The sequence below is a fragment of the Asaia bogorensis genome, from assembly GCF_900465345.1.
In the GTDB taxonomy this organism is placed as follows: Bacteria; Pseudomonadota; Alphaproteobacteria; order Acetobacterales; family Acetobacteraceae; genus Asaia; species Asaia bogorensis_A.
In genome coordinates this window covers 180,063-200,134 of record NZ_UEGO01000031.1, presented here as the reverse complement: position 1 = coordinate 200,134, position 20,072 = coordinate 180,063, and the positions used below count along the sequence as shown (strand labels likewise).

The following is a 20,072-nucleotide window of genomic DNA, read 5'->3' as shown; positions in this document are numbered from 1 at the left end:
CGCCTGACGATCGCCAGATTTCAAATAATGCAGGCACTGGTTACTTGCCTTTCTTTCCTGTCGGGTTCATCAAAAACGCCGAAGGTCAGACAAAGAGGCGTGGTCCATGACGCGGAAATTTCCCGGTATCCCTGCAAGGGTCGCAGTGCTTTGCGCGCCGCTTCTCGGTTCGGTGCTCATCAGCGTTCTGGCCACGGGGGCCGCGTTTGCCGCGCCCATGCAGTTTCAGCGCAGTCTGCTCAATACCGGGGGTAAAAGCCCGGAGTTCTGTCTGCGCTTTGCTGCGCCGCTCGATAGCCGGGCAGGCCCACATTATGCCGATCATGTGCAGATCACGCCCAGCCTGAGGCCTGAAATCTCGCTGCGCAACCGCGATCTGTGCCTTGGTGGTCTGGCCTGGGCCACCCGATATAACGTTACGCTCACCAGCGGCATGCATGATGCGCGCGGCAATGTGCTGGCTGATCCGGTGGTGGTCAGCATGGCGACAGGTGACCGGACACCAAGCCTCAGTCTTGCAGGTGAGGGCTTTATCCTGCCCCGTCACAGCGTGGCCGGCCTTGATGTGCGAACCGTCAATATCGAGCGTGTGCGTGTGAGCGTATGGCGTTTGTCGCCTACAGCGACGCAGAGCATGACCAGCGATGAGAGTTATCCTCGCGTCGATACGGGCGTCACCTCGCTCGAAGGCTATGAGTTCAACAATCTGCGCGAAAAACGTTTGAGCCAGATCTGGACCGGGACGATGGATACGCCGGGCACGCGCAATGCCACGACCGTCACTGCCTTTCCAATTGCGCGTGTGATTGCGGGCAAGAAGCCCGGGCTTTACCTCGTCACGGCTGAAACCGCGCGCACACCCAAGAGCGATAGCCGTATCGCTGCGCCTCACACCCCGCCGCGTACCAGTGACAGCTATGATGAGACTGAGAGCCTCCCTATCGCCGCTCATTGGGTGAATGTGAGTGACATGGCGCTCACCACCATGCGTGGTGCGGACGGCCTGCATGTCTTCGCCAGAGCGCTATCGACGGCTCTGCCCATGAAGGGTGTCTCGATACGGCTCGTGTCCCAAGGGGGGGATGACCTTGGTCAGGCGGTCAGCGATGCAACGGGCGGGGTTGCATTTCCGGTTGGGCTGATAAAGGGCAAGGGGGCGGATCAGCCGGTCTCGCTCATCGCCATGAGCCCGTCCGGAGATTACGCGACGTCCTCCCTCACACAGGCGTGGTTCGATTTTTCCGACCGCGGGGCTGAAGGGCATAAGGCACCGGGGCCGCAACAGGCGGTGATCGCGACTGATCGCGGAATCTACCGTCCCGGCGAGACCATCAATACGACCCTGATCCTGCGCGATGCGCAGGGTCGTGCGCTGCCGGATCTGCCGCTCGACCTCGTCCTGCGTCGACCCGATGGCGTGAAGGCGCAGACCCTTCACCTGAAACCACAAGCCTCTGGTGGCCTTGTCACCAGCCTCGCCCTCTCGGCCGCAGCCGCAGCAGGAAACTGGACGCTTGAGGCCTATGTCGATCCCACGTCACCGCCCGTGGGACGCGCCTCGGTTCTGGTGCAGGATTTCGTCCCCCAGACCATCGCGGTCGATGCCACCCCGGCCAGCCCTTTCATTACCGAGGGGCAGAAGCTCGGCATCGCGGTTGAAGGGCGCTATCTCTACGGCGCCCCGGCTGCGCATCTGAGGGGGGAGGGCGTCCTGCGTGTCATGCGTGATGAGACCCCCGTCGCAGAGGCGAAAGGCTTCGTGTTCGGGTTGCAGACCCAGAATTTCAGCCCTGACCAGCAGAGCCTTGCAGTACCCGACACGGATGCTTCAGGCCACGCCGCGCTGAGCGTCCTGCCCGAAATCCCGAATGGGCTCACACTGCCGCTCAAGGCAGAAATCCGCCTCAGCCTGTTCGATCCTGCCGGGCGCAGTGTCAGCAAGATCCTGACGCTGCCTATCCGTCGCGACAGGCCGCTGATCGGCGTGCGTGTCACCCCACCTGCAAGCGGGGGGGAACTGGAGACCCGCTCAGTCCCCGTTGATGTGATCGCGCTCAATCCCGACAACAAGCCATTGGCCAATCACGTCCTCAAATGGACAATCGTGCGTGAAAACGAGACCTATGACTGGATCAGGAACAGCCAAGGTTGGCACTTCATTCGTCATGTCATTGATGAGCCGCTCCAGAATGGCACGCTGACAACAGATACCTCGGGGCGGGCGCATTTCGCGACCGAACTGGATGGCGGACGCTATCGCGTCATCCTGAGTGACCCGCAAAGCAACGCAGCAAGTTCATCCCGCTTCGTGACAGGCTGGTGGTCGGATTCCACCGAAAAACCCAATGCGCCTGATCGCCTGAGCCTGACCGTGCGCGACAAGATCCTGCCGGTGGGTGGTGAAACCATTGTGCATGTGCAGGCGCCCTTTGCAGGCGAAGCACAGATTGTGATCGCGACAGACAAGGTCGAGAGCACGAAAACGGTCACCCTGCCCAAAGGCGGACTGGATATCCCGGTGAAAGCGGAAGCGGGCTGGCCCGGTGGCGCCTATGTGCTCGTTACAGCCTATCGACCGCTCGATACGCCTGCGCGTCCGCATGAGCCGTCACGGGCGGTGGGGCTTGGCTATATCGGTCTGGACCAGTCGGCGCATCACCTCAAAATTGCACTCGATGCACCGGCTGTGCTGAGGCCGCAGGGTCACGCAGTGCTTCCCCTGACCATCACGGGGGGTAAGAAGGTTCATCTGGTGGTCTCGGCGGTGGACCAGGGTATTCTCGCCTTGACGCAGTGGAAGCTGCCAGATGCGTTCGATCTGGTTTATGGGCGCCGCGCCTTCGCGCTCGATATACGCGACAGCTACGCGCATCTCATGACTCCGGTCGGACAGGGCGGCGAGATTCGCGAAGGTGGTGATGAGGGCGGCGATGGCGGGGGCGGGCTTTCTGTCACGTCCACCCGTATCGTCTCGCTGTTCTCGGGCGTAATTACCACGGATGATTCGGGTCATGCGGTCATACCGCTGGATATTCCCGATTTCGAGGGCACGTTGCATCTGATGGTCACGGCCTGGTCGGACGACGCCCTGGGCACTGCGGAATCCGACGTGCTCGTTCGTGACCCGGTCTTTGCCGATCTTACCCTGCCGCGTTTCCTGGCGCCGGGTGACGTGACCGACAGTCTGGTCTCGATCGTCAATACCGAAGGCGAGGCTGGACGTTATACGGCAACCCTGAGCGCCACAGGGCCGATCCGCATTACGGGGGCCGGGCATTTCGAAGCCAATCTCGCCAAGGGCGGACGCCAGTCGTTTCGTGCCGGTTTGCAGGCCGGTGACTCGGGCATCGCCCATATGACGATCAGGGTGCAGGACAAGGCCGGTCGGCCGGTGCTGACACGAGGCTGGGATCTTCAGGTCAGGCCGGGCCATCTGCCCTTCACCCGCTCGGTGGTCAAGCCGCAGGCACCCGGTGAAAGCTACGAGGCTTCGGCCGATCTGCTGGCACCGTTCGAGCCCGGCAGCTCGCACGTGACGCTGGGCTATTCCGGGGTGCACGGGATTGACACGATCGGCCTGCTTCAGACGCTCGAGGCCGGATATGGGACTGACAGCGTATCGCTTGCAGCCTCGGCACGCGGGCTTCTGGCCTTCAAGGGGCATGATGAACTGGCACGGCTGACCGTACCCGAAGGGGCGGATAAACGGATCAACAGTGCCATTGCCATGCTCGTTGATCGCGAGGATGCCGGTGGGCGTTTTGGCTCATGGCGACTGAATGACGGCCGCTTGTTCCCCTGGGAGCAGCTTTATGTGGTCGATTTTCTCGTCCATGCCAAAGAGGCTGGATACGGGGTGCCTGCGCCTGCGCTCGATCGTGCGCTGGACTGGCTGGAGACCTCCCAGGCCCAGAGCCCCGGGGATGCGAGCCGGGATGAACGCAATAGCGAAGGCGCGGTCACGCCTGAGACACGCGCTTATGCGCTCTATGTCCTCGCCCGGGCGGGAAGGCTGGATATCGGGGCCCTGCGTGCGCTGGGTGACCGTACGACGGCACGGACAAGCAATGGCGTATCGCGCATCTATTGGGGTGATACGGCAGCCAACGCGGCTTTCGCCGATGCGCTGGCGCTTGGACATCTCGCCGGTGGGCTCTCGCTGGGGAATGAGCGTGGCATGAGCAACACGCTGTTCGGGATGGCGGTCGATGCCCTTGGCCCGGTCCGCTCGGGTCGTCCGGCGGCTTCCGATCCGTTCTACTGGATCTATCTGCGTGATCTCGGCGGTCTCGTGCCGCTGGCGGCAGAGAGTGGCAACAAGGGGCTTGCGCAGAAACTGACCGATCGCTTCGGCCAGCTCGACGTCTCGCTCTCGTCACTGCCTGCCGAGACCACAACAGCAATGCTCGAGGCGGCCCGCGCCATGGAACGCCCCGACCCGGCGCGCGGGATTGCCGTCAACGGCAAGGAGATGCCCCGCCCCATCGCCATGCCTGTTGCCCTCGCGCCCGAACCATCGGCACTGCAGGGTTATCGCCTGACCAATACCGGCACGACCCCACTCTGGCTGACCGAAACCGTGACGGGCACCCCGCGAGAGGCGCCGGACCCAGTCAACGCGGGAATGACGCTTCGTGTGTCCATGCTGACCATGAGCGGCGACCCGTACGATCCTGGCCAGGGGCACCAGAATGACCGGTTCATCGTGCTGGTGCAGGGTGAGGCGCAGGACCGGAACGCGCATCACTGTCTTCTGACCGATCTGCTTCCGGCAGGCTGGGAAATCGAGAGCCTTGTGCAGGCACACGGGCATGGCATGGGTCGTGACCGGGACGGTGATGAGGGAACCGACGATGACGACGGGCGCGAGGCTTCTCAATCGGGTGGCTCCATGTTTGCCTCGTTGGGTGAACTCACCGTGCCGCATCATGTCGCGATCAGGGATGATCGTCTGACGGTCGCTTTCGATATCGCTGGCGGATCCTATCGCCCGAGCGATGCCAATCTGCTGGCTTCGAATGCCTTTCGTCTGGCCTATATCGTGCGCGCCGTGGCGCCGGGGCAGTTTCTGCGCCCTGAAACAATGGTGAAGGACCGTTTCAGCCCGTCAGTAATGGCGCGCAGTGCTTCGAGCCGGATTGTCATTGCCCCACGATGAACGAAGGGCGCGAGATACCGGCGGTTAGTCCGGCGCCTCGTCCGACGCGCCGTCTGTCCCGGTCAGGCCGGATGGTCTGCGCCCTTCTGGGTTGTGTCACCCTGACGGTGGCGCTGCTCTGGGGGGCAGACAGACTTTTTCCGCCCGATATGTCGCGTGCCCGCGCCTTCGCCCTGCTGATGCAGGACAGGCGTGGCGAGGTAATGGACGGACGAGTGAGCCGCGATGGCGCATGGCGTTTCGCCACACCGGCCGCATCGGTCGATCCGCATTATCGCGCCATGCTGCTCGCGATCGAGGACAGGCGTTTCTGGCTGCACCCGGGAATTGATCCCCTGTCGCTGTTGCGGGCGGGTTATCAGCTCACCACCCGCGGCCATATCGTCTCGGGCGGCTCGACCCTGGCCATGCAGACGGCCCGGCTGCTCAGCCCGCATCGCCACAGCTGGCGCGGCAAGATTCAGGATATGGCGCGGGCGCTTCAGCTTGAATGGCGCTACGGGCATCGGGGTGTTCTGGATCTCTATCTGACACTCGCGCCGGAAAGCCGGAACATCGAGGGCATACGCGCGGCGTCGCTCCTCTGGTTCGGGCATGAGCCCCTGCATCTGAGCGATGAGGAGGCGGCCCTTCTGATCGTGATGGCCCGTCATCCGGAAGCCCTGCGCCCCGACCGTCATCCGCAGGCGGCGCACAGGGCCGTTGCAGCCCTGCTTGTGGACCATCCATCCCTGCGCACCGCAGGGGAGGCAACGCCCTTCGCCGTGATACCCGCCGGAATTGCTCATGAGGCGCAGGGTGCGTTGACCTGGCAGTGGCGGCAGGGGACGCGCAACGTCTATCAGGCGTCGCTCGACCGGCGTATCCAGAGCAATCTCGCGCGTATCCTGCGCCAGACACCCCCGCCGGAAGGGGGCACATGGGCTGTTCTGGTGGCGCAGCGCGACGGGGGTATCGCGGCATGGCAAGGCAATGCCGGCAATGCCTGCTCGGGCTGCGCTGCGGATATGATCACCTCATGGCGCTCACCGGGGTCGACACTCAAGCCCGCAATCTATGCGCTCGCCTTTCAGCTGGGCTATCTGGCGCCCGATACGCTCATACAGGATCGCGCCACGCGCTTTGGCGGCTACGCGCCACGCAATTACGACCGCGTCTTTCATGGTACGACCACCATACGCAATGCCCTGCAACGGTCGTATAATCTGCCAGCCGTGAGGGCGCTCGACATGATCGGCGCGTCCTATTTTGCCGGAACGCTCGATGCCGCCGGCATAAGGCTGAAACTTCCTCCGGCGACACCGCCGAGTCTGGCCCTCGCACTGGGGGGTGTTGGCATCACGCCGCTCGATCTGGCGCGGCTCTACGCCATCTTTGCCAATCACGGCATGTCACGTCCGGTCGGACTGGACTGGCCCGTCGCGCCTTCTGAGGGGATGAGAATGATCGGCGGTCATGCTGCCCATCAGATTATGTCCATCCTGCGCGGCACGCCGTTGCCTAAAGGACGCATCGACACGCAGGACCAGCGCGTGGCCTTCAAGACAGGCACCTCATACGGGCAGCGCGATGCTTGGGCTGTCGGGGTGAGGGGGGATTGGATTGTCGTGGTCTGGGGCGGACGGCCCGACGGTACCGCCGTACCCGGAATTACCGGGCTCGGGACCAGCGCACCGTTGCTCATGAATGTTTTCGACATCCTGCCTCCTGACGGGGGTGAAGACCCGGACGCCATGGCCCCCGCTGCCTCGCTGTCGCCCGCTCTGGTGAGGGCGCGTGACAATGCAGGGCCGCGTATCGTGCAGCCGGGCAACGGAGGCGTGGTGGAGTGCTTCGCCGAGGATGGTCAGGTCACCCCGTTGGGGTTGGTGGCCAGCGGGGGAACGGAACCCTATCGCTGGCTCATCAATGGCGTACCACTCGACACACCGGTCGGGATCACGCCGTCATGGAAGCCGGACAGCCCCGGCTTCGTTCATATTGCCCTTGTAGATGCCACCGGTGCGGGCAGTGCGGTGGATATCAGGGTCCGTTGAACGCCAAGCAGAAGCACTGGCGCCCTTTTTTAAGACTGCGCGCTTTTCGATTGTCATGGACTATCCGCGTTCAAGACCTGTCGCCATGAGCGGGCAGGGGGCGCACATCCTTGGGCGGAGTCCAGCCGCCGCCTGCTGCCTGATAAAGCGTGGCGATTTCGGCCAGTCTCGATGCCCTGATCTGAACAGTCTGAAGCTCGGCTGACAAGGCTGCGGTTTCGGCATTGGCGACATCGAAATAATTGACATAGCCGGTCGCGAGTTCCTTGCGGGCATCCTCAAGGGTGTGGCGTCGTGCCTCAAGGCTGCGTTGCAGACTCTCTTCCTGTGCCGCCAGTCGGGTTACGCCAGTAAGGGCATCCTGCACCTCGCGAAATGCCTGAACCGCCACCTTGCGGTAGCTCCATGCGGCCTGGTTGCGCTGCGATACTGCCATGCTTTCGCGGGCGCGCAGAGCGCCGCCCTCGAAAATAGGCGCCAGCATGCTACCGCCCAGAGACCAGATCGTGCCCGAGATGGGGGTTGTGCCCCCCGCCGTCCCGATGCCGGGATTGATGCTGATATCGGGCAAAAAGGCGGCACGGGCGGAGCGCAGGGAGTGATCGGCTGCGATGATCTGGTCTGCTGCCGCAATAAGATCAGGCCGGTTGGCGAGCAGACGCGCCGGAACGGGGGTTACCGCTGAAGGGAGCGTGAGTGCGGCGAGCGGTTTGCCTTGCGTCAGACGCGCCATCTCGTCACTGGGCATTTCGCCCAAAAGCACGGCAAGGGCGTTCTCCTGCTGTGAAATCTGCAGGCGGGTCGACTCGATCTGGGATTGGGCGTCGCTGACCAGAGCGCTCGCCTGATCGAAGGTGCTGGTTTTCTCATAGCCGGTGGCAAGCTGGTGGCGCACGCGGACCAGTTCATTCTGCCGAACGATCAATGTGCGTTGCAGCACTTCCAGCGCCGTGCGCGAGGCCTGAAGTGACACATAGGCACGTACCGTATCGCCGATCAGTGCCAGACGGACGGCTTCCCTGTTCGCAGCGCTGGCAAGGGTCTGGATCCGGGCCGCACGGGTCTGCTCGCGCAGCTTGCCGAACAGATCGAAATCGAATGTCAGGCCACCGCCAAGAATATACTGGCTGAAATTCGATCCGAAGAGGCGGCTATTGCCGATACCAAGAGCCTGACCATCGATATGGGGAAGCTGGGCACTGAGGGCGAGGCGCATTTGTGCACGCGCCTGCATGACATTTTCAGCCGCTAGAGCGAGATCTGGGTTGTTGTCCAGCGCATGGGCGACAAGAGCCACCAGAACAGGGTCGCCGAACTGTCCCCACCATTGCGGGTCGAGCTTCGTGTGCACCGCTGCCTGGTCACCCTTCCGCCATTGTGCCGGTGCCACCACGGCAGAGCCTTTCGGCAGGTTGAAATCCCCCTCCTGACACCCCGTCGCACTGAGCGATAAAAGGCACAGCCCGGTCAGGATTTTGGCGGGATAGTATCGCCGCGAGCCATAACCAGTTTTCATGGCGTCTGGGTTCCCGCTGTGCCGTTGTCAGCCGTGGGCCGGGCGCTATCCGAAGACGACTGAGGCGGCGTGGCGACGTAGGATTCGACCGACATGCCCGGAGCAAGGCGATCGGCGTTGGGCTGGTTCGGGTCAACGGCAATATAGATGCCGATACGCTGGGGAATTTTCACGAAATTGCCCGTCGCATTATCCGGTTTGACGACTGCAAATTCTGAGCCCGTCGCCGGGGCGATACGGAAAACCCGTCCTGTGAATTTCTGCCCGTTCAGGCCGTCCACGGTGAAAGAGGCTGCCTGACCGATGCGGATATTGCCAGTCTGGGCTTCCTTGTACTCGGCAACCACCCAGCGCTCATGGGGGACCAGAGAGAAGAGCGCGGTGCCTGCCCCCACATAGGCGCCAATATGCGTGCCGCCCGTGCGGCCAATTACCCCATCACTGGCTGCGCGTATATGGGTGCGACCGAGGTCGATGCGCGCCGAGTCAAGGGTTGCGGCAGCCTGACGAACCTGCGCGCTGAGAACTGCTTCCTGCACATCCGCCGCCTTCACATCGGCCTGTGCGGCACGGATATCGGCCTGGGCCTGACGCAGTGCCGCCTGGTCGGAACGCAGGGCATCGAGGCCGGAATCATATTCCACACGCGACACGCTCTGATCGCCCACGAGGGCCGCTTGTCGCCGATGATCCGCCGTGCTGCGGGTCAGGTGGGCCTGTGCCGTCATCAGGGCCGCCTGACGCTGGTCGAGCCGGGCACGGGCCGAGGCCTGGTTCTGTCTGTTATTGTCCAGCGCGGCCTGCCTGCTTGCAAGATCGGCTTCGGACTGTGCCACGCGGGCGCGATAGGTGCTTTCGTCAATCTGCACCAGAAGCTGTCCCTTATGCACCGGGGCGAAGTCGGTCACGAAAACCCCCTCGATATAACCCGGCACTTCAGGCGCCACGATGGTGACATGGCCCTGCACATAGGCATCATCCGTGCTCACACCATTGGTCCTGAAAGGGGCAAGGTCGAAGGTTGCCAGCACACAGGTGATGGCAATGCAGGCCAGCAGTGCCACCAGGCTCAGTACCTTGATATTCCGACGCGGCGGATGCCAGATCGTCGCCGGTTTGTCGGTCGCAGGGGCCGGCTTGCCGGGAGGAGGGGCGTGCTGATCAGGGGGAGAGGCATTCGTGTCGGTCATGAAGTGCGCTTGCTTGCCAGATGCATGAGATGCCGCCCGATGAGGAAGAGACCGATCAGAATGGCGGCGCCAAGCGCCAGGGTGGCAACGAAACCGAACAGGTTCAGATACCCCATGATGGCGGATTGATCGGAAAGGGTGCTGGAAACGCCACTAAGGCCACGACCCGTCGTGGCGAGGGAGAGGCTGGCTGTGTCAGCAAGACGTGAGCTGAATCCGGTCAGGGCGTAGCGTTCGTAATAATACTGGATGCTGCCGAGCAGGGCCGCCCCGGTGACGCTGCCGATGCTTTGCGTGATGGCAAAGACATAGATGGTCGAGATGAAATGGCTCGTATCCGATTTGAGCACCAGAATGACACCATAGAGCAGCGCCGGGCCGACGAAGAGCGTGGTTCCAAATCCAAGTAGCATCTGGGAGAGGTACATGTTCATGGGGCGTGTCAGGCCATTGCTGCCTGAATCGAGCCAGGCAGCAAACGCAATTGCGAGCAGGGCCACGATGCATTGATAAGGTATGGCCCGGGCCGAAAGGGTGAGCCCCATGACAGTCAGGCCTGCCACCATGCCGAGGATCACCAGCAGATAAAGTGTATGATACTGGTCATTGAGCAGCCCAGCATGCCCCAGCAATCCGATTGCGCCAGTATTCTGTTCGGATAACAGAAGCCGTTCCATGATCGCGACAAGCGCAAAACGCAGGATCGTGCCGGTGCTTAGCCAGTCAATCTGCAGGAGGGGGCGTGTACGGCAGAGCTCTACCCCAAGTGCCGTCGCGCTGAACCCGATCGTGCCGACAAGCAGCCACCCGATCCAGGGCGTATCGGTCCACCACATGGTCCGACCGAAGGTCAGGAATGATGCCAGACAGACGGACATGCCGCACATGAGCAGCGCCGATACGCCATCCATTTTCTCGAAGACACGACCCATATTGGTCTTTGGCAAGGGAAGAAGCAGCACAAGAGCAAGTTGCAGGGCCGCGCATGCCGTAGCGAGGCAGGCAAATCCATGGTTGCCCGCCCGGGTCAATGTTTCGACAGGTATCAATGCCGCCAGTGGATTGGCAATCTGCAACGAGGCGATGGCAATGGCAATGGCCATGACGCGATGCGATTTCGGCAGCGCCTGTATGAGGTAGTAGACGCCGCCCGCCACACTGGTCGAAACCATCAACCCGTTGCTGGCACGGTTGATGATCAGTGTCGCGAAACATGGGGCGGCGATCAGCAGCAGTCCGGTCGCCACATTCACCCCGAGCAGGGTGATGAGAAAGAACATGACGCCGAATTGCTGGCGTCCCTTGATGACGACCAGATTGGCGAAGGCCGCTGCCCCCACAAAGGCCGCAATCAGCCATTCCGCTTCGGCTGTGGTCAGCCCCGCCTCACCGGCGGCACTCCCGAGATTGCCCGAGATAAGCGCATTCTGGGTTGAGGCGATGATGGGCATGAAAACACCCATGCAGGCATAGAGAACCCGCCGCCACATAGGATGATGAGCGATATAGGGAGCACCCAGAAGAGGGGGGCGCTCCAGTCCGGCGGTCGATTGGGTATTGCTCAGAAGATCAAGCCCTCTCGATCCTGCGGCCTCACGCAGTAAGATTGCAGGGGACGCACGCCTTCGTACAGAAAACCCTCATCAATTTTCAATCGGATAGAGGAATAAAATGCTGAATAACGCATGACAGTGCGAGTATATGGCAGACTGTCCATGATCGAGTGCGTGACAATGGTGTGATGGGCGTTAATTAAACGCAACCGGCATAGTCATTGGAAAATAAACGACCAGTTCAGAGTGCCTCTCGTTTCCCGACGAACGCGTTCTGGCGCGAGGCTTCATAGCGTAACGGTGTGGCACCCGCCGCCTGATGGGCTAGGGCGCCGTGGCGCTCGATGAAGGCTTGCTGCTCAAGTCTCTCACAGTAATCGAGATAGCGGATCATGGCCCGTTCAGCCCTTTCGGTTGCACCATGCACTTTCTTGTAGTGTCGCCATAGCGCCAGAGCATTGACCGACCAGGCATCATAGACATGTTCGGTCAACCGAAGGCGAATGGCGCGGGGCAGGGCATCGAACGCCTCCCATGAATCGCCTTCCAGCCTGCGCCAGATCATTTTGCGGCAGGTGCCGTCATTATCTGAAGACGCCTTGCGTCTGGACGATCTTCTTCCAGCAGCCCCGGGGGTGAGTCGGCTTTGCACGTTCGCAGAACGGATAGCGGCAGGCGAGGCGGAATCGTGATGGCTCATGCTGTTATGTTATAACGTACCGATATCTGCGTCTATCGTCGTTCTGCAGTTCGGGCTAGCCTGATCGCAACCCCCTCAAGAGCGGGCTGAAAAACGGGAAGGATGCAGGATGAGCGTATCGGATCAGGATGGCATGTTCGACCAGGTCGGTTCAGGCTTCATGCCGTTTCATGATGCCGAGGCAGCGCTTGACCGGATCGAAGCGCTTTACGACGAGGGGGCATCCCGGCTGCGCAAGGCCTTCGAGGCGCGTGAGCCTGCGGAGTCCTATTATCCCTATCTCGCTTTTTCTCTCGCGCGCGGATCGATCCCCCATGATGTGAAGCCGCGTTTTGGCGTCCTGCTTGAGCCCGGCTTCTATGGCACCACCCTGACGCGCCCTGCGCTCTTTCGCAGCTATTGGCGTGCCCAGATCGAGAACTTACTCGAATGTTACCGACAGCCTGTGCATGTCGGGCTTTCGCGTCGCCCCATGCCGCTGCCCTATGTCATGGAAGAGGCTGTGACTGGCCTCACTGAGAGTGATTTAAAGATCCTGCAGGATAATTACGCCTTACCGGATCTGCATGCGACAGATGATCGCATTGCCAATTGCGAAATCATACCGGACCCCGACGCGCCAAGGGCTCTGGCGCTTTTCACCGCAGAGCGGACGGATTATTCGCTTGCGCGCCTGCATCACTATACCGGCACGGCGCCCCGTCATTTCCAGCGCTTCATTCTACTGACGAATTATCAGCGCTATGTCGATGGCTTTCGCGATTATGCCCGTGCACAGGTCGATGCGGGCGGCGAATACAGCGCTTTCGTCGAGCCGGGCGATGCGATCTACAGCAAGACCGGTATGTCGGGGCAGCCTTCAGCCTCCTTGCCGCAAATGCCCGCCTATCATCTCTGCCGCCCGGATGGTGATGGCATTACGCTCATCAATATCGGTGTTGGCCCTTCCAACGCCAAGACAATCACCGATCATCTGGCCGTTCTGCGCCCTCATTGCTGGCTGATGGTAGGCCATTGCGCCGGGCTGCGCCGCACCCAGCTGCTGGGCGATTACGTGCTGGCGCATGGCTATGTGCGCGACGACCATGTGCTCGACGACGACCTGCCGACATGGGTGCCCGTCCCCCCGATTGCAGAGGTGCAGGTGGCGCTTCAGGAGGCGATGGCGCGTGTGACAGGGCTGGACGAGCGCGAGATCAAGACCAGGCTTCGCACAGGTACGGTCATGACGACCGATAACCGCAACTGGGAGCTCCGTTTGCGGGCGCTCTTCACCCAGATCAATATGAGCCGATCCATCGCTGTGGATATGGAATCCGCCACCATTGCGGCCAACGGCTTCCGGTTTCGCGTTCCCTATGGGACGCTGCTTTGTGTGTCCGACAAGCCATTGCATGGCGAGCTGAAGCTGCGCGGAATGGCGAATGCGTTCTATCGCGAGCGGGTCAGCCAGCACCTCATGGTGGGGATCGAGACCATGCGCCTGCTGCGTGAGCGGGGGGTGGATAGTCTCCATTCGCGCAAGCTGCGCGGCTTTGACGAACCGGCTTTCCGCTAGGGCGTCATTTACCGGACGCGACGTTCACTCTTGCACGGCAGGGGCAATACCCCTCTTTCTGTCCCCTCTGGTCGTCACCAGATGGGATGAGACAGACAAAGATAACAAGGACCCGACGACATGGCCCAAGCCGACAGCCCTACCTTGCCCCGCTGGGATCTCTCGGATCTGTATGCCGGCCTCGATGACCCTTCCATTGAGCACGATCTCGCCTGGTGCGATGAACAGGCAAAGGCTTTCGCCGAACGCTTGAAAGGCAGGCTGGCTGAAGCGAGTGCCAGCGATCTGGCCTCTGCCATCGTAGCGTATGAGCAGATCGACCAGCGCATGGGCCGCTTGGGTGCCTTCGCGCAACTTGGCTTTGCGGCGCGAACGACCGACCCGGCCACAGGGCGCTTCTCACAGGGCATGACAGAGCGTCTGACGGCGATCTCATCGCATCTGCTGTTCTTCACGCTTGAGCTCAACCGGTTGGATGATACCCATCTGGAAAAGCTGCTGGAGGATGCCGAGCTCGCCCGCTGGGCTCCCTTCCTGCGTGACCTGCGTGTATGGCGGCCCTATCAGCTTTCTGATGAGGTGGAACAGGTACTGGTCGAGAAGTCGGTGACGGGCAGGGCTTCGTGGAACCGGCTTTTTGACGAGACCATGGCCTCCCTGACGGTCACGCTTGATGGTGAGGAGCGCCCATTGGGTGACGCGCTCAACCAGTTATCGAGCCCCGATCGGGAGAAGCGTCGTATCGCAGCCGGTGAGGTGAGCCGCGCTCTGGGGGCCAATCAGCGCCTCCTGGTGCTGATCACCAACACACTTGCCAAGGACAAGTCCATCGAGGATGGCCTCAGGGGCTTCCCGCGTCCCTCATCGAGCCGCAACCGGGCAAATATGGTTGAGGATGAGGTGGTCGATGCGCTCGTTTCGGCGGTCGACGCTGATTACGCCCGACTGGCACATCGCTATTACAGTCTCAAGGCAGGATGGCTTGGCCTCGACAAGCTGCAGCACTGGGACCGCAACGCCCCGCTCCCCGGTGACGAAGACAGGCTGATCCCGTGGGAAGATGCCAAGACCATCGTGCGCGATGCCTATGAGCGTTTTGACCCGCGCCTTGGTGCGCTCGTGGGGCGCTTCATGGAGAATGACTGGATCGACGTGCCGCCAGTGCCGGGCAAGTCATCCGGTGCCTTTGCCCATCCGGTCACACCGGACACCCATCCTTACGTGCTGCTCAATTATCATGGTCGCACGCGCGACGTTATGACACTGGCGCATGAGTTGGGACATGGCGCGCATCAGCTTCTCGCAGCGAAGCAGGGTTATCTGCAATCTTCGACCCCGCTCACCCTTGCCGAAACAGCCTCGGTGTTCGGCGAGATGCTGACATTCCGTGCCCTGCTGGACGAGGAACTCGACCCCGCGCGCAGGCGCCGCATGCTGGCCGGCAAGGTCGAGGACATGCTCAATACGGTCGTGCGCCAGATTGCCTTCTACCAGTTCGAGGTAAAGGTGCATGATGAGCGTCGTAACGGCGAGCTGTCTCCCGAGCGTCTGGGCGAAATCTGGCGCGAGGTGCAGACGCGCAGTCTTGGACCGATTTTCGAGTTCACTCCCGATTATGACGCCTACTGGTCTTACGTTCCGCATTTCGTGCACTCACCGTTTTATGTTTACGCCTATGCGTTCGGGGATTGCCTGGTGAATGCGCTCTATGGCGTTTATCAGAGCGAACAGGACAAGCAGGGTGGAACAGCCGCGTTTCAGGATCGTTATGTGGCGATGCTGGAAGCCGGGGGCACAAAGCGCCATGCCGAATTGCTGGCGCCTTTCGGTCTGGATGCGACCGATCCCGGTTTCTGGCGCAAGGGTCTGGATGTGATCTCCGGCTTCATTGACGAGCTTGAGGCTCAGGAAAAACAGGACAAGAGCGCTTAACCGATGAGCACACCCAAGGATCTGGATCAGACTGGCCTGTTTGGCGAAATCAAGCGCATGGCGCGTGCCTCGGGCACGGTTGGGGGTATCGCGACGCGCGTGATTGGCAACAAGCTTGGCTTCAAATCCAATCAGGCCATTCATGCCAATGACCTGCGTGCGGCTCTTGGGGGGCTCAAGGGGCCGCTCATGAAGGGCGCGCAGATACTCTCTACCATCCCCGGTGCCCTGCCTGAGGAATATGCTAATCAGTTGGCAGAACTGCAGGCCAATGCCCCGCCGATGGCCTGGAGCTTTGTGCGCCGCCGTATGGTGACTGAACTCGGTGTGAACTGGGAGCGGCAGTTTCGCTCCTTCTCCCATCAGGCCATGGCGGCGGCCAGTCTGGGGCAGGTGCATCGTGCGGTAACGGCAGAGGGGCAGGATGTCGCCTGCAAGCTGCAATATCCCGATATGAACGCTGCCGTGGAATCTGACCTGCGTCAGTTCAGGGTGGTGGTCGGGCTCGTGCAGCAATTCCTGCCAGCCATCAAACAGGATGAAGTCGTGCGCGAGCTGGAAGAGCGCCTGCGTGAGGAGCTCGATTACGAGCGCGAAGCCTCGCATATGCGGCTCTATCGCGACATGCTGCAGCATATTCCTGAGGTCACGGTACCACTGCCTGTCGAGGCGCTTTCCACCCGTCGCCTGCTGACGATGGAGTGGGTCTCGGGCAGGGGTATCCAGAAGATCCTGGATACGAACCCGACCCAGGAAGAGCGTAATGCCATTGCGACTGCGCTGTTCAAGGCATGGTACACACCGGTCTATCGCTACGGGATTATCCATGGTGACCCGCATATGGGCAATTTCACCATTCGCCCCGATTGGGGGCTCAACCTGCTCGATTTCGGTGCGATACGGATTTTCCCGCCTCACTTCATCAAGGGCATCATCGACCTCTTCAATGCGCTGCGTGACAACGATGAGGACATGGCCTTTGCAGCTTATGAGGCCTGGGGCTTCAAGGGGCTATCGCGCGAGACAGCCTCGGTGCTGAACGAGTGGGCGCGTTTCATCTATGGCCCGCTGATGGATGACCGCGAACGTTTCATTCAGGAAAATGACGACCCGAATTTCGGGCGTGATATTGCCGAACGTGTTTATGAAGGGCTCAAGCGCACGGGCGGCGTGCGTCCGTCACGTGAATTCGTGCTGGTCGATCGCTCTGCCATCGGTCTGGGGAGCGTTTTCCTTCGTCTGCGCGCCAAGCTGAACTGGCACAAGCTTTTCCAGGAACTGATTGCGGATTTTGATGAAGTGGCCCTTGCCGAACGTCAGCAGGTAGCCCTTGCAGCCGCACGTGTTCCGCCCCCATTGGCAGGCTTGTAAGATAGCTCCCTATCCTGACCTTTCATCGTAGTGTCTCTGCGTTGGAGGGGCAGGAAAAAGGCTCAGATAGGCAATTGTCCCGATATAGAGTCTGACGGCTGCCTACCCCGAGGAAAAGGCCAGTCGTCATGCATTTGACGGCTCGCTTCTGGCTGCACCGCAAAATGTGTTTTCAGGTGCTCGGCCTGACCCTCGCAGTAACAATATGAGCGAGCCGGCGGATAATACGGATCTTGCAAGTGCAAAATTCGGATACGGATAATTGGCTCGTATGATCCGGGGTACGTCTATCCTCCATAGCGGACACTCATTCTGATTTATGAGCAGTCTGAGACCACGCCTCGCGCGGCTTTCCGCCAGTCTATTCGTCGGTCCGATAATGACATCAAGTAGAAATAAGAATTTTTACTGATGCGTGATGAGTAAATAGAAAACTGATTATAGAAATATCTACAACCCATAAAATGCTCAGTATTATTTACATACTTTGATAATGATAGATTTCTTAACCAACCTTCGATCGCCCTGTACCATTCACAATTTCGTAACTCGTCCATCACTGCAAAGTTTGTCATGTTTTTCAAATAAAAAATTTAACGAGGGTGCGGTATGAGTATCCCCGATTAACGATGTGACGGCTGCATTTGCGTTGCTCACAGCGTATAAAATAGGATGAAAGAAGCGCAAATATGGTTAAGCCTCTGACGCCATATGAATTGACCGAAGGCCGATATGGGCCAATGCTTGCAAACAAGTGCGACTACTATATCGGCCAGGCGCTATTACGTTATGGAGAGTACGGAGAGGCCGAACTGCAACTCATGCGTCTCTTCATGAGAGAGGGAGGGACGGTAGTCGAAATCGGTGGCAATAATGGGAGTCAAACCGTAGGACTGGCGAAGTCTGCACGAGAAACTGGTGCCGATGTTGTTGTATTCGAACCACAGCCCTTTCTGTTTCAGAATCTATGTGCCAATCTCGCGCTGAATGCTCTGGATAATGTCGTTGCATGGCCCTTCGCATGCGGTGCGGAGAGAGGAACCGTGGGGTTTGATCGCCCTGATTACAAGCGATTAGGTAATTTTGGCGGCGTCTCGATGACCCGTGACAGCAAGGCGGGTCAAGTCAAGGTTCCCTGTATCAGGGCTGACAGCATGCTCGAAGACAAGCATGTGACGATCATGAAGATTGATGTGGAAGGTTTCGAACTCGAGGCGCTCAAGGGGGCTTCCGAAACTATTTCTCGCTGCCGCCCCGTGCTCTATGTCGAGAATGACAGACCAGCCCAATCTCCTGCCCTGGTCGAACATCTCTGGACGGAAGGCTATCGTCTCTGGTGGCACCTTGTCCCGCTTTTCAACCCAGGGAATTTTCGCCAAGATTCTGCCAACATCTACGGTAGGACAGTGTCATGCAACATGCTGTGTCTGCCATGCGAGTTTGAGGTTCAGGTGCAGGGGATGACAGAACTGGTGGATGCATCATTCCACCCTTTCGCATCCAAGACAGCTGATGACGAGCATTCTGAAGTCCCCGCAGCGACTGCCGGCCACTGAGCATCGGCAATCCCGCTACCCGCGTGTCTTCACCGCCATGAGCAGTGGGGACGCCGGTCGCATGGTGATTTCCATCCTGCCGGGTGGGGTTTCGCGCAATATCGGGGTGAGGGTGACATGACGGAGCATGAGCGCCATCACGACAAGGGCCTCGGTTTCGGCAAAGCCTGACCCGATGCAGATTCGTGGCCCCGCGCCGAAGGGCAGATAGGCAAAGCGGTCGATCTGTTTTTCCTTGCCATCCTCCTGCGTCATGAACCGCGATGGGTCGAAAATCTCGGGTGCCGACCATAAGCTCCTGTGCCGGTGCAGGGCGCAGATAGGCACAATCAGCCGAGTGCCGCGATGAAGCTGCACCCCCTCCAGTTCGAAGGGCTCGCTCACTTCACGGACGATCATCGGTGCCGGTGGCGTCAGACGCATGGATTCACGCAGTACGGCACGTGTGAGGGTGAGCTGCTGGACCTGCTCCATAGCAAGCGCATCGCCCCCAGTGCTCTTCACATCATCAGTTCCCAGCACGGCATCGATTTCCGCCTGCACGCTGCGTGCGATCTCGGGGTGACGACCGAGACGGTCGAATGTCCAGGCAAGCGCCAGCGCTGTGGTCTCATGACCGGCTGTAAGGAACGTCAGCAGATTATCGATGATCTCCTCATCGCTCATCATCCGGCCCGTCTCGGGGTCACGCGCCGCAAGGAGCCGCGCAAGCAGATCATCGGGCAGGGGTGACGCTCCATCGCTTTGCGGGGCGCTTTCCCGCGTCGAATATCCGGACGGCGTATCGCGTGTCATCGCCGCGCGGCGGCGTGAGATCTGGGCCATCGCCTCACGACGCAAGGCACAGGCGGCGGCAAGGCCGCGTGCCTTGCCCGGATGGGGCATCCATTCGGGGGTGCCAAGCAGGTCGCCCAGGAGGCTCCATCGCGTCTGATGAAGAAATACCGCCAGACCGTCGGCCATGGCGTCGGCATCGACGGCTTCGGGGTCAGACAGCATCGTCTCAATAATGATGCGTCCCGTAAGCCGCATCATGATCTGCTCGATGGCCACCACGCCGCCCTGTCTGGCCAGATCAAGCACACAGCCAAGAGTGGCCCGCGTCATGGCAGGCAGGAAGGCAGCTGTGGCGTTGGCTCTGAAAACCGGGGCAAGAGCCTGACGCTGCCAGCGCCAATGGCTGCCCTCGGCCGTCAGCAGGCCCTGCCCAAGCCCGGGCCCGATGGCACGGCGTAGCCCTTCGCCCTTGTCGAGTGCATGGCTGCGGGTCACGAGCGCTTCTCGTATGAGGTCTGGCGCGCAGACATAAACGATATGCTGTCGCATCAGGCGACGCTCGACGATACGCTCGTGATAGACCGCCTCGGGCAGGGCCTCCACCGGGTTTTTCATCGTGGCGTGCAGCGCCTTGATCTGGCTCGGCAGGGATCGGACGGGGTTGAGCAGGGATGACATTGCGGATGGACTCCGTTATCTAAGGCTAACACCTTAAACCATATAAG

11 protein-coding genes are annotated in these 20,072 nt (G+C 60.6%); 6 read left to right on the top strand and 5 right to left on the bottom strand.

The genetic code is table 11. The features are described 5' to 3' along the window. The first annotated feature begins 106 nt into the window (after positions 1 to 106). Entirely contained in the window at positions 107 to 5,158 is a 5,052-nt protein-coding gene (locus ED655_RS11105; protein ID WP_122050205.1) for an alpha-2-macroglobulin family protein, read from the top strand. Beyond that, positions 5,155 to 7,194 carry a penicillin-binding protein 1C gene (pbpC, locus tag ED655_RS11100; RefSeq protein WP_122050204.1) on the top strand — a complete coding sequence of 680 codons (2,040 nt, stop codon included), beginning with the start codon at positions 5,155 to 5,157 and terminating at the stop codon, positions 7,192 to 7,194. Before ED655_RS11105 ends, pbpC begins: the two co-directional genes overlap by 4 nt. 70 nt (positions 7,195 to 7,264) lie before the next feature. On the opposite strand, the gene ED655_RS11095 is transcribed toward pbpC, so the two are convergent. From ED655_RS11095 to ED655_RS11080, 4 genes are all read right to left on the bottom strand, one after another. Then, positions 7,265 to 8,710 carry an efflux transporter outer membrane subunit gene (locus ED655_RS11095; protein WP_122050203.1) on the bottom strand — a complete coding sequence of 482 codons (1,446 nt, stop codon included), beginning with the start codon at positions 8,708 to 8,710 and terminating at the stop codon, positions 7,265 to 7,267. Continuing rightward, on the bottom strand, positions 8,707 to 9,900 hold the full coding sequence (locus ED655_RS11090; protein ID WP_122050202.1) for an HlyD family secretion protein: 1,194 nt from the start codon (positions 9,898 to 9,900) through the stop codon (positions 8,707 to 8,709). The genes ED655_RS11095 and ED655_RS11090 overlap by 4 nt, the downstream gene beginning before the upstream one ends. Further along, on the bottom strand, positions 9,897 to 11,351 hold the full coding sequence (locus ED655_RS11085) for a hypothetical protein (RefSeq protein WP_122050201.1): 1,455 nt from the start codon (positions 11,349 to 11,351) through the stop codon (positions 9,897 to 9,899). Before ED655_RS11085 ends, ED655_RS11090 begins: the two co-directional genes overlap by 4 nt. Positions 11,352 to 11,694: 343 nt before the next feature. Next, positions 11,695 to 12,018 carry a DUF6525 family protein gene (locus ED655_RS11080; RefSeq protein WP_122050200.1) on the bottom strand — a complete coding sequence of 108 codons (324 nt, stop codon included), beginning with the start codon at positions 12,016 to 12,018 and terminating at the stop codon, positions 11,695 to 11,697. Positions 12,019 to 12,262: 244 nt separating this feature from the next. Between ED655_RS11080 and ED655_RS11075 the strand changes: the two genes are divergently transcribed. The 4 genes from ED655_RS11075 to ED655_RS11060 all read left to right on the top strand — a co-directional run bounded on the left by ED655_RS11075 (position 12,263) and on the right by ED655_RS11060 (position 18,570). Further along, entirely contained in the window at positions 12,263 to 13,711 is a 1,449-nt protein-coding gene (locus ED655_RS11075) for an AMP nucleosidase (protein ID WP_240993630.1), read from the top strand. A gap of 120 nt (positions 13,712 to 13,831) precedes the next feature. Beyond that, positions 13,832 to 15,643 (top strand): M3 family oligoendopeptidase, encoded by a 1,812-nt coding sequence (locus ED655_RS11070; protein WP_122050199.1) that lies wholly within the window; start codon positions 13,832 to 13,834, stop codon positions 15,641 to 15,643. A 3-nt stretch (positions 15,644 to 15,646) separates the two neighbouring features. Beyond that, positions 15,647 to 17,014: an ABC1 kinase family protein gene (locus tag ED655_RS11065; protein WP_122050198.1), complete on the top strand. Its 1,368-nt coding sequence runs from the start codon at positions 15,647 to 15,649 to the stop codon at positions 17,012 to 17,014. A gap of 689 nt (positions 17,015 to 17,703) precedes the next feature. Then, positions 17,704 to 18,570 carry an FkbM family methyltransferase gene (locus ED655_RS11060; RefSeq protein ID WP_205836031.1) on the top strand — a complete coding sequence of 289 codons (867 nt, stop codon included), beginning with the start codon at positions 17,704 to 17,706 and terminating at the stop codon, positions 18,568 to 18,570. A 15-nt stretch (positions 18,571 to 18,585) separates the two neighbouring features. On the opposite strand, the gene ED655_RS11055 is transcribed toward ED655_RS11060, so the two are convergent. Beyond that, the gene (locus ED655_RS11055) at positions 18,586 to 20,025 is read right to left on the bottom strand and encodes a cytochrome P450 (RefSeq protein WP_122050197.1); all 1,440 of its coding nucleotides are present in this window, start codon (positions 20,023 to 20,025) and stop codon (positions 18,586 to 18,588) included. Positions 20,026 to 20,072 lie beyond the last annotated feature (47 nt).

Excerpts from the sequence above, each read along its gene's own strand:
- ED655_RS11105 (WP_122050205.1), top strand. The coding sequence starts at position 107 with ATGACGCGGAAATTTCCCGGTATCCCTGCAAGGGTCGCAGTGCTTTGC.
- pbpC (WP_122050204.1), top strand. The coding sequence starts at position 5,155 with ATGAACGAAGGGCGCGAGATACCGGCGGTTAGTCCGGCGCCTCGTCCG.
- ED655_RS11095 (WP_122050203.1), bottom strand. The coding sequence starts at position 8,710 with ATGAAAACTGGTTATGGCTCGCGGCGATACTATCCCGCCAAAATCCTG.
- ED655_RS11090 (WP_122050202.1), bottom strand. The coding sequence starts at position 9,900 with ATGACCGACACGAATGCCTCTCCCCCTGATCAGCACGCCCCTCCTCCC.
- ED655_RS11085 (WP_122050201.1), bottom strand. The coding sequence starts at position 11,351 with ATGCCCATCATCGCCTCAACCCAGAATGCGCTTATCTCGGGCAATCTC.
- ED655_RS11080 (WP_122050200.1), bottom strand. The coding sequence starts at position 12,018 with ATGATCTGGCGCAGGCTGGAAGGCGATTCATGGGAGGCGTTCGATGCC.
- ED655_RS11075 (WP_240993630.1), top strand. The coding sequence starts at position 12,263 with ATGAGCGTATCGGATCAGGATGGCATGTTCGACCAGGTCGGTTCAGGC.
- ED655_RS11070 (WP_122050199.1), top strand. The coding sequence starts at position 13,832 with ATGGCCCAAGCCGACAGCCCTACCTTGCCCCGCTGGGATCTCTCGGAT.
- ED655_RS11065 (WP_122050198.1), top strand. The coding sequence starts at position 15,647 with ATGAGCACACCCAAGGATCTGGATCAGACTGGCCTGTTTGGCGAAATC.
- ED655_RS11060 (WP_205836031.1), top strand. The coding sequence starts at position 17,704 with ATGGTTAAGCCTCTGACGCCATATGAATTGACCGAAGGCCGATATGGG.
- ED655_RS11055 (WP_122050197.1), bottom strand. The coding sequence starts at position 20,025 with ATGTCATCCCTGCTCAACCCCGTCCGATCCCTGCCGAGCCAGATCAAG.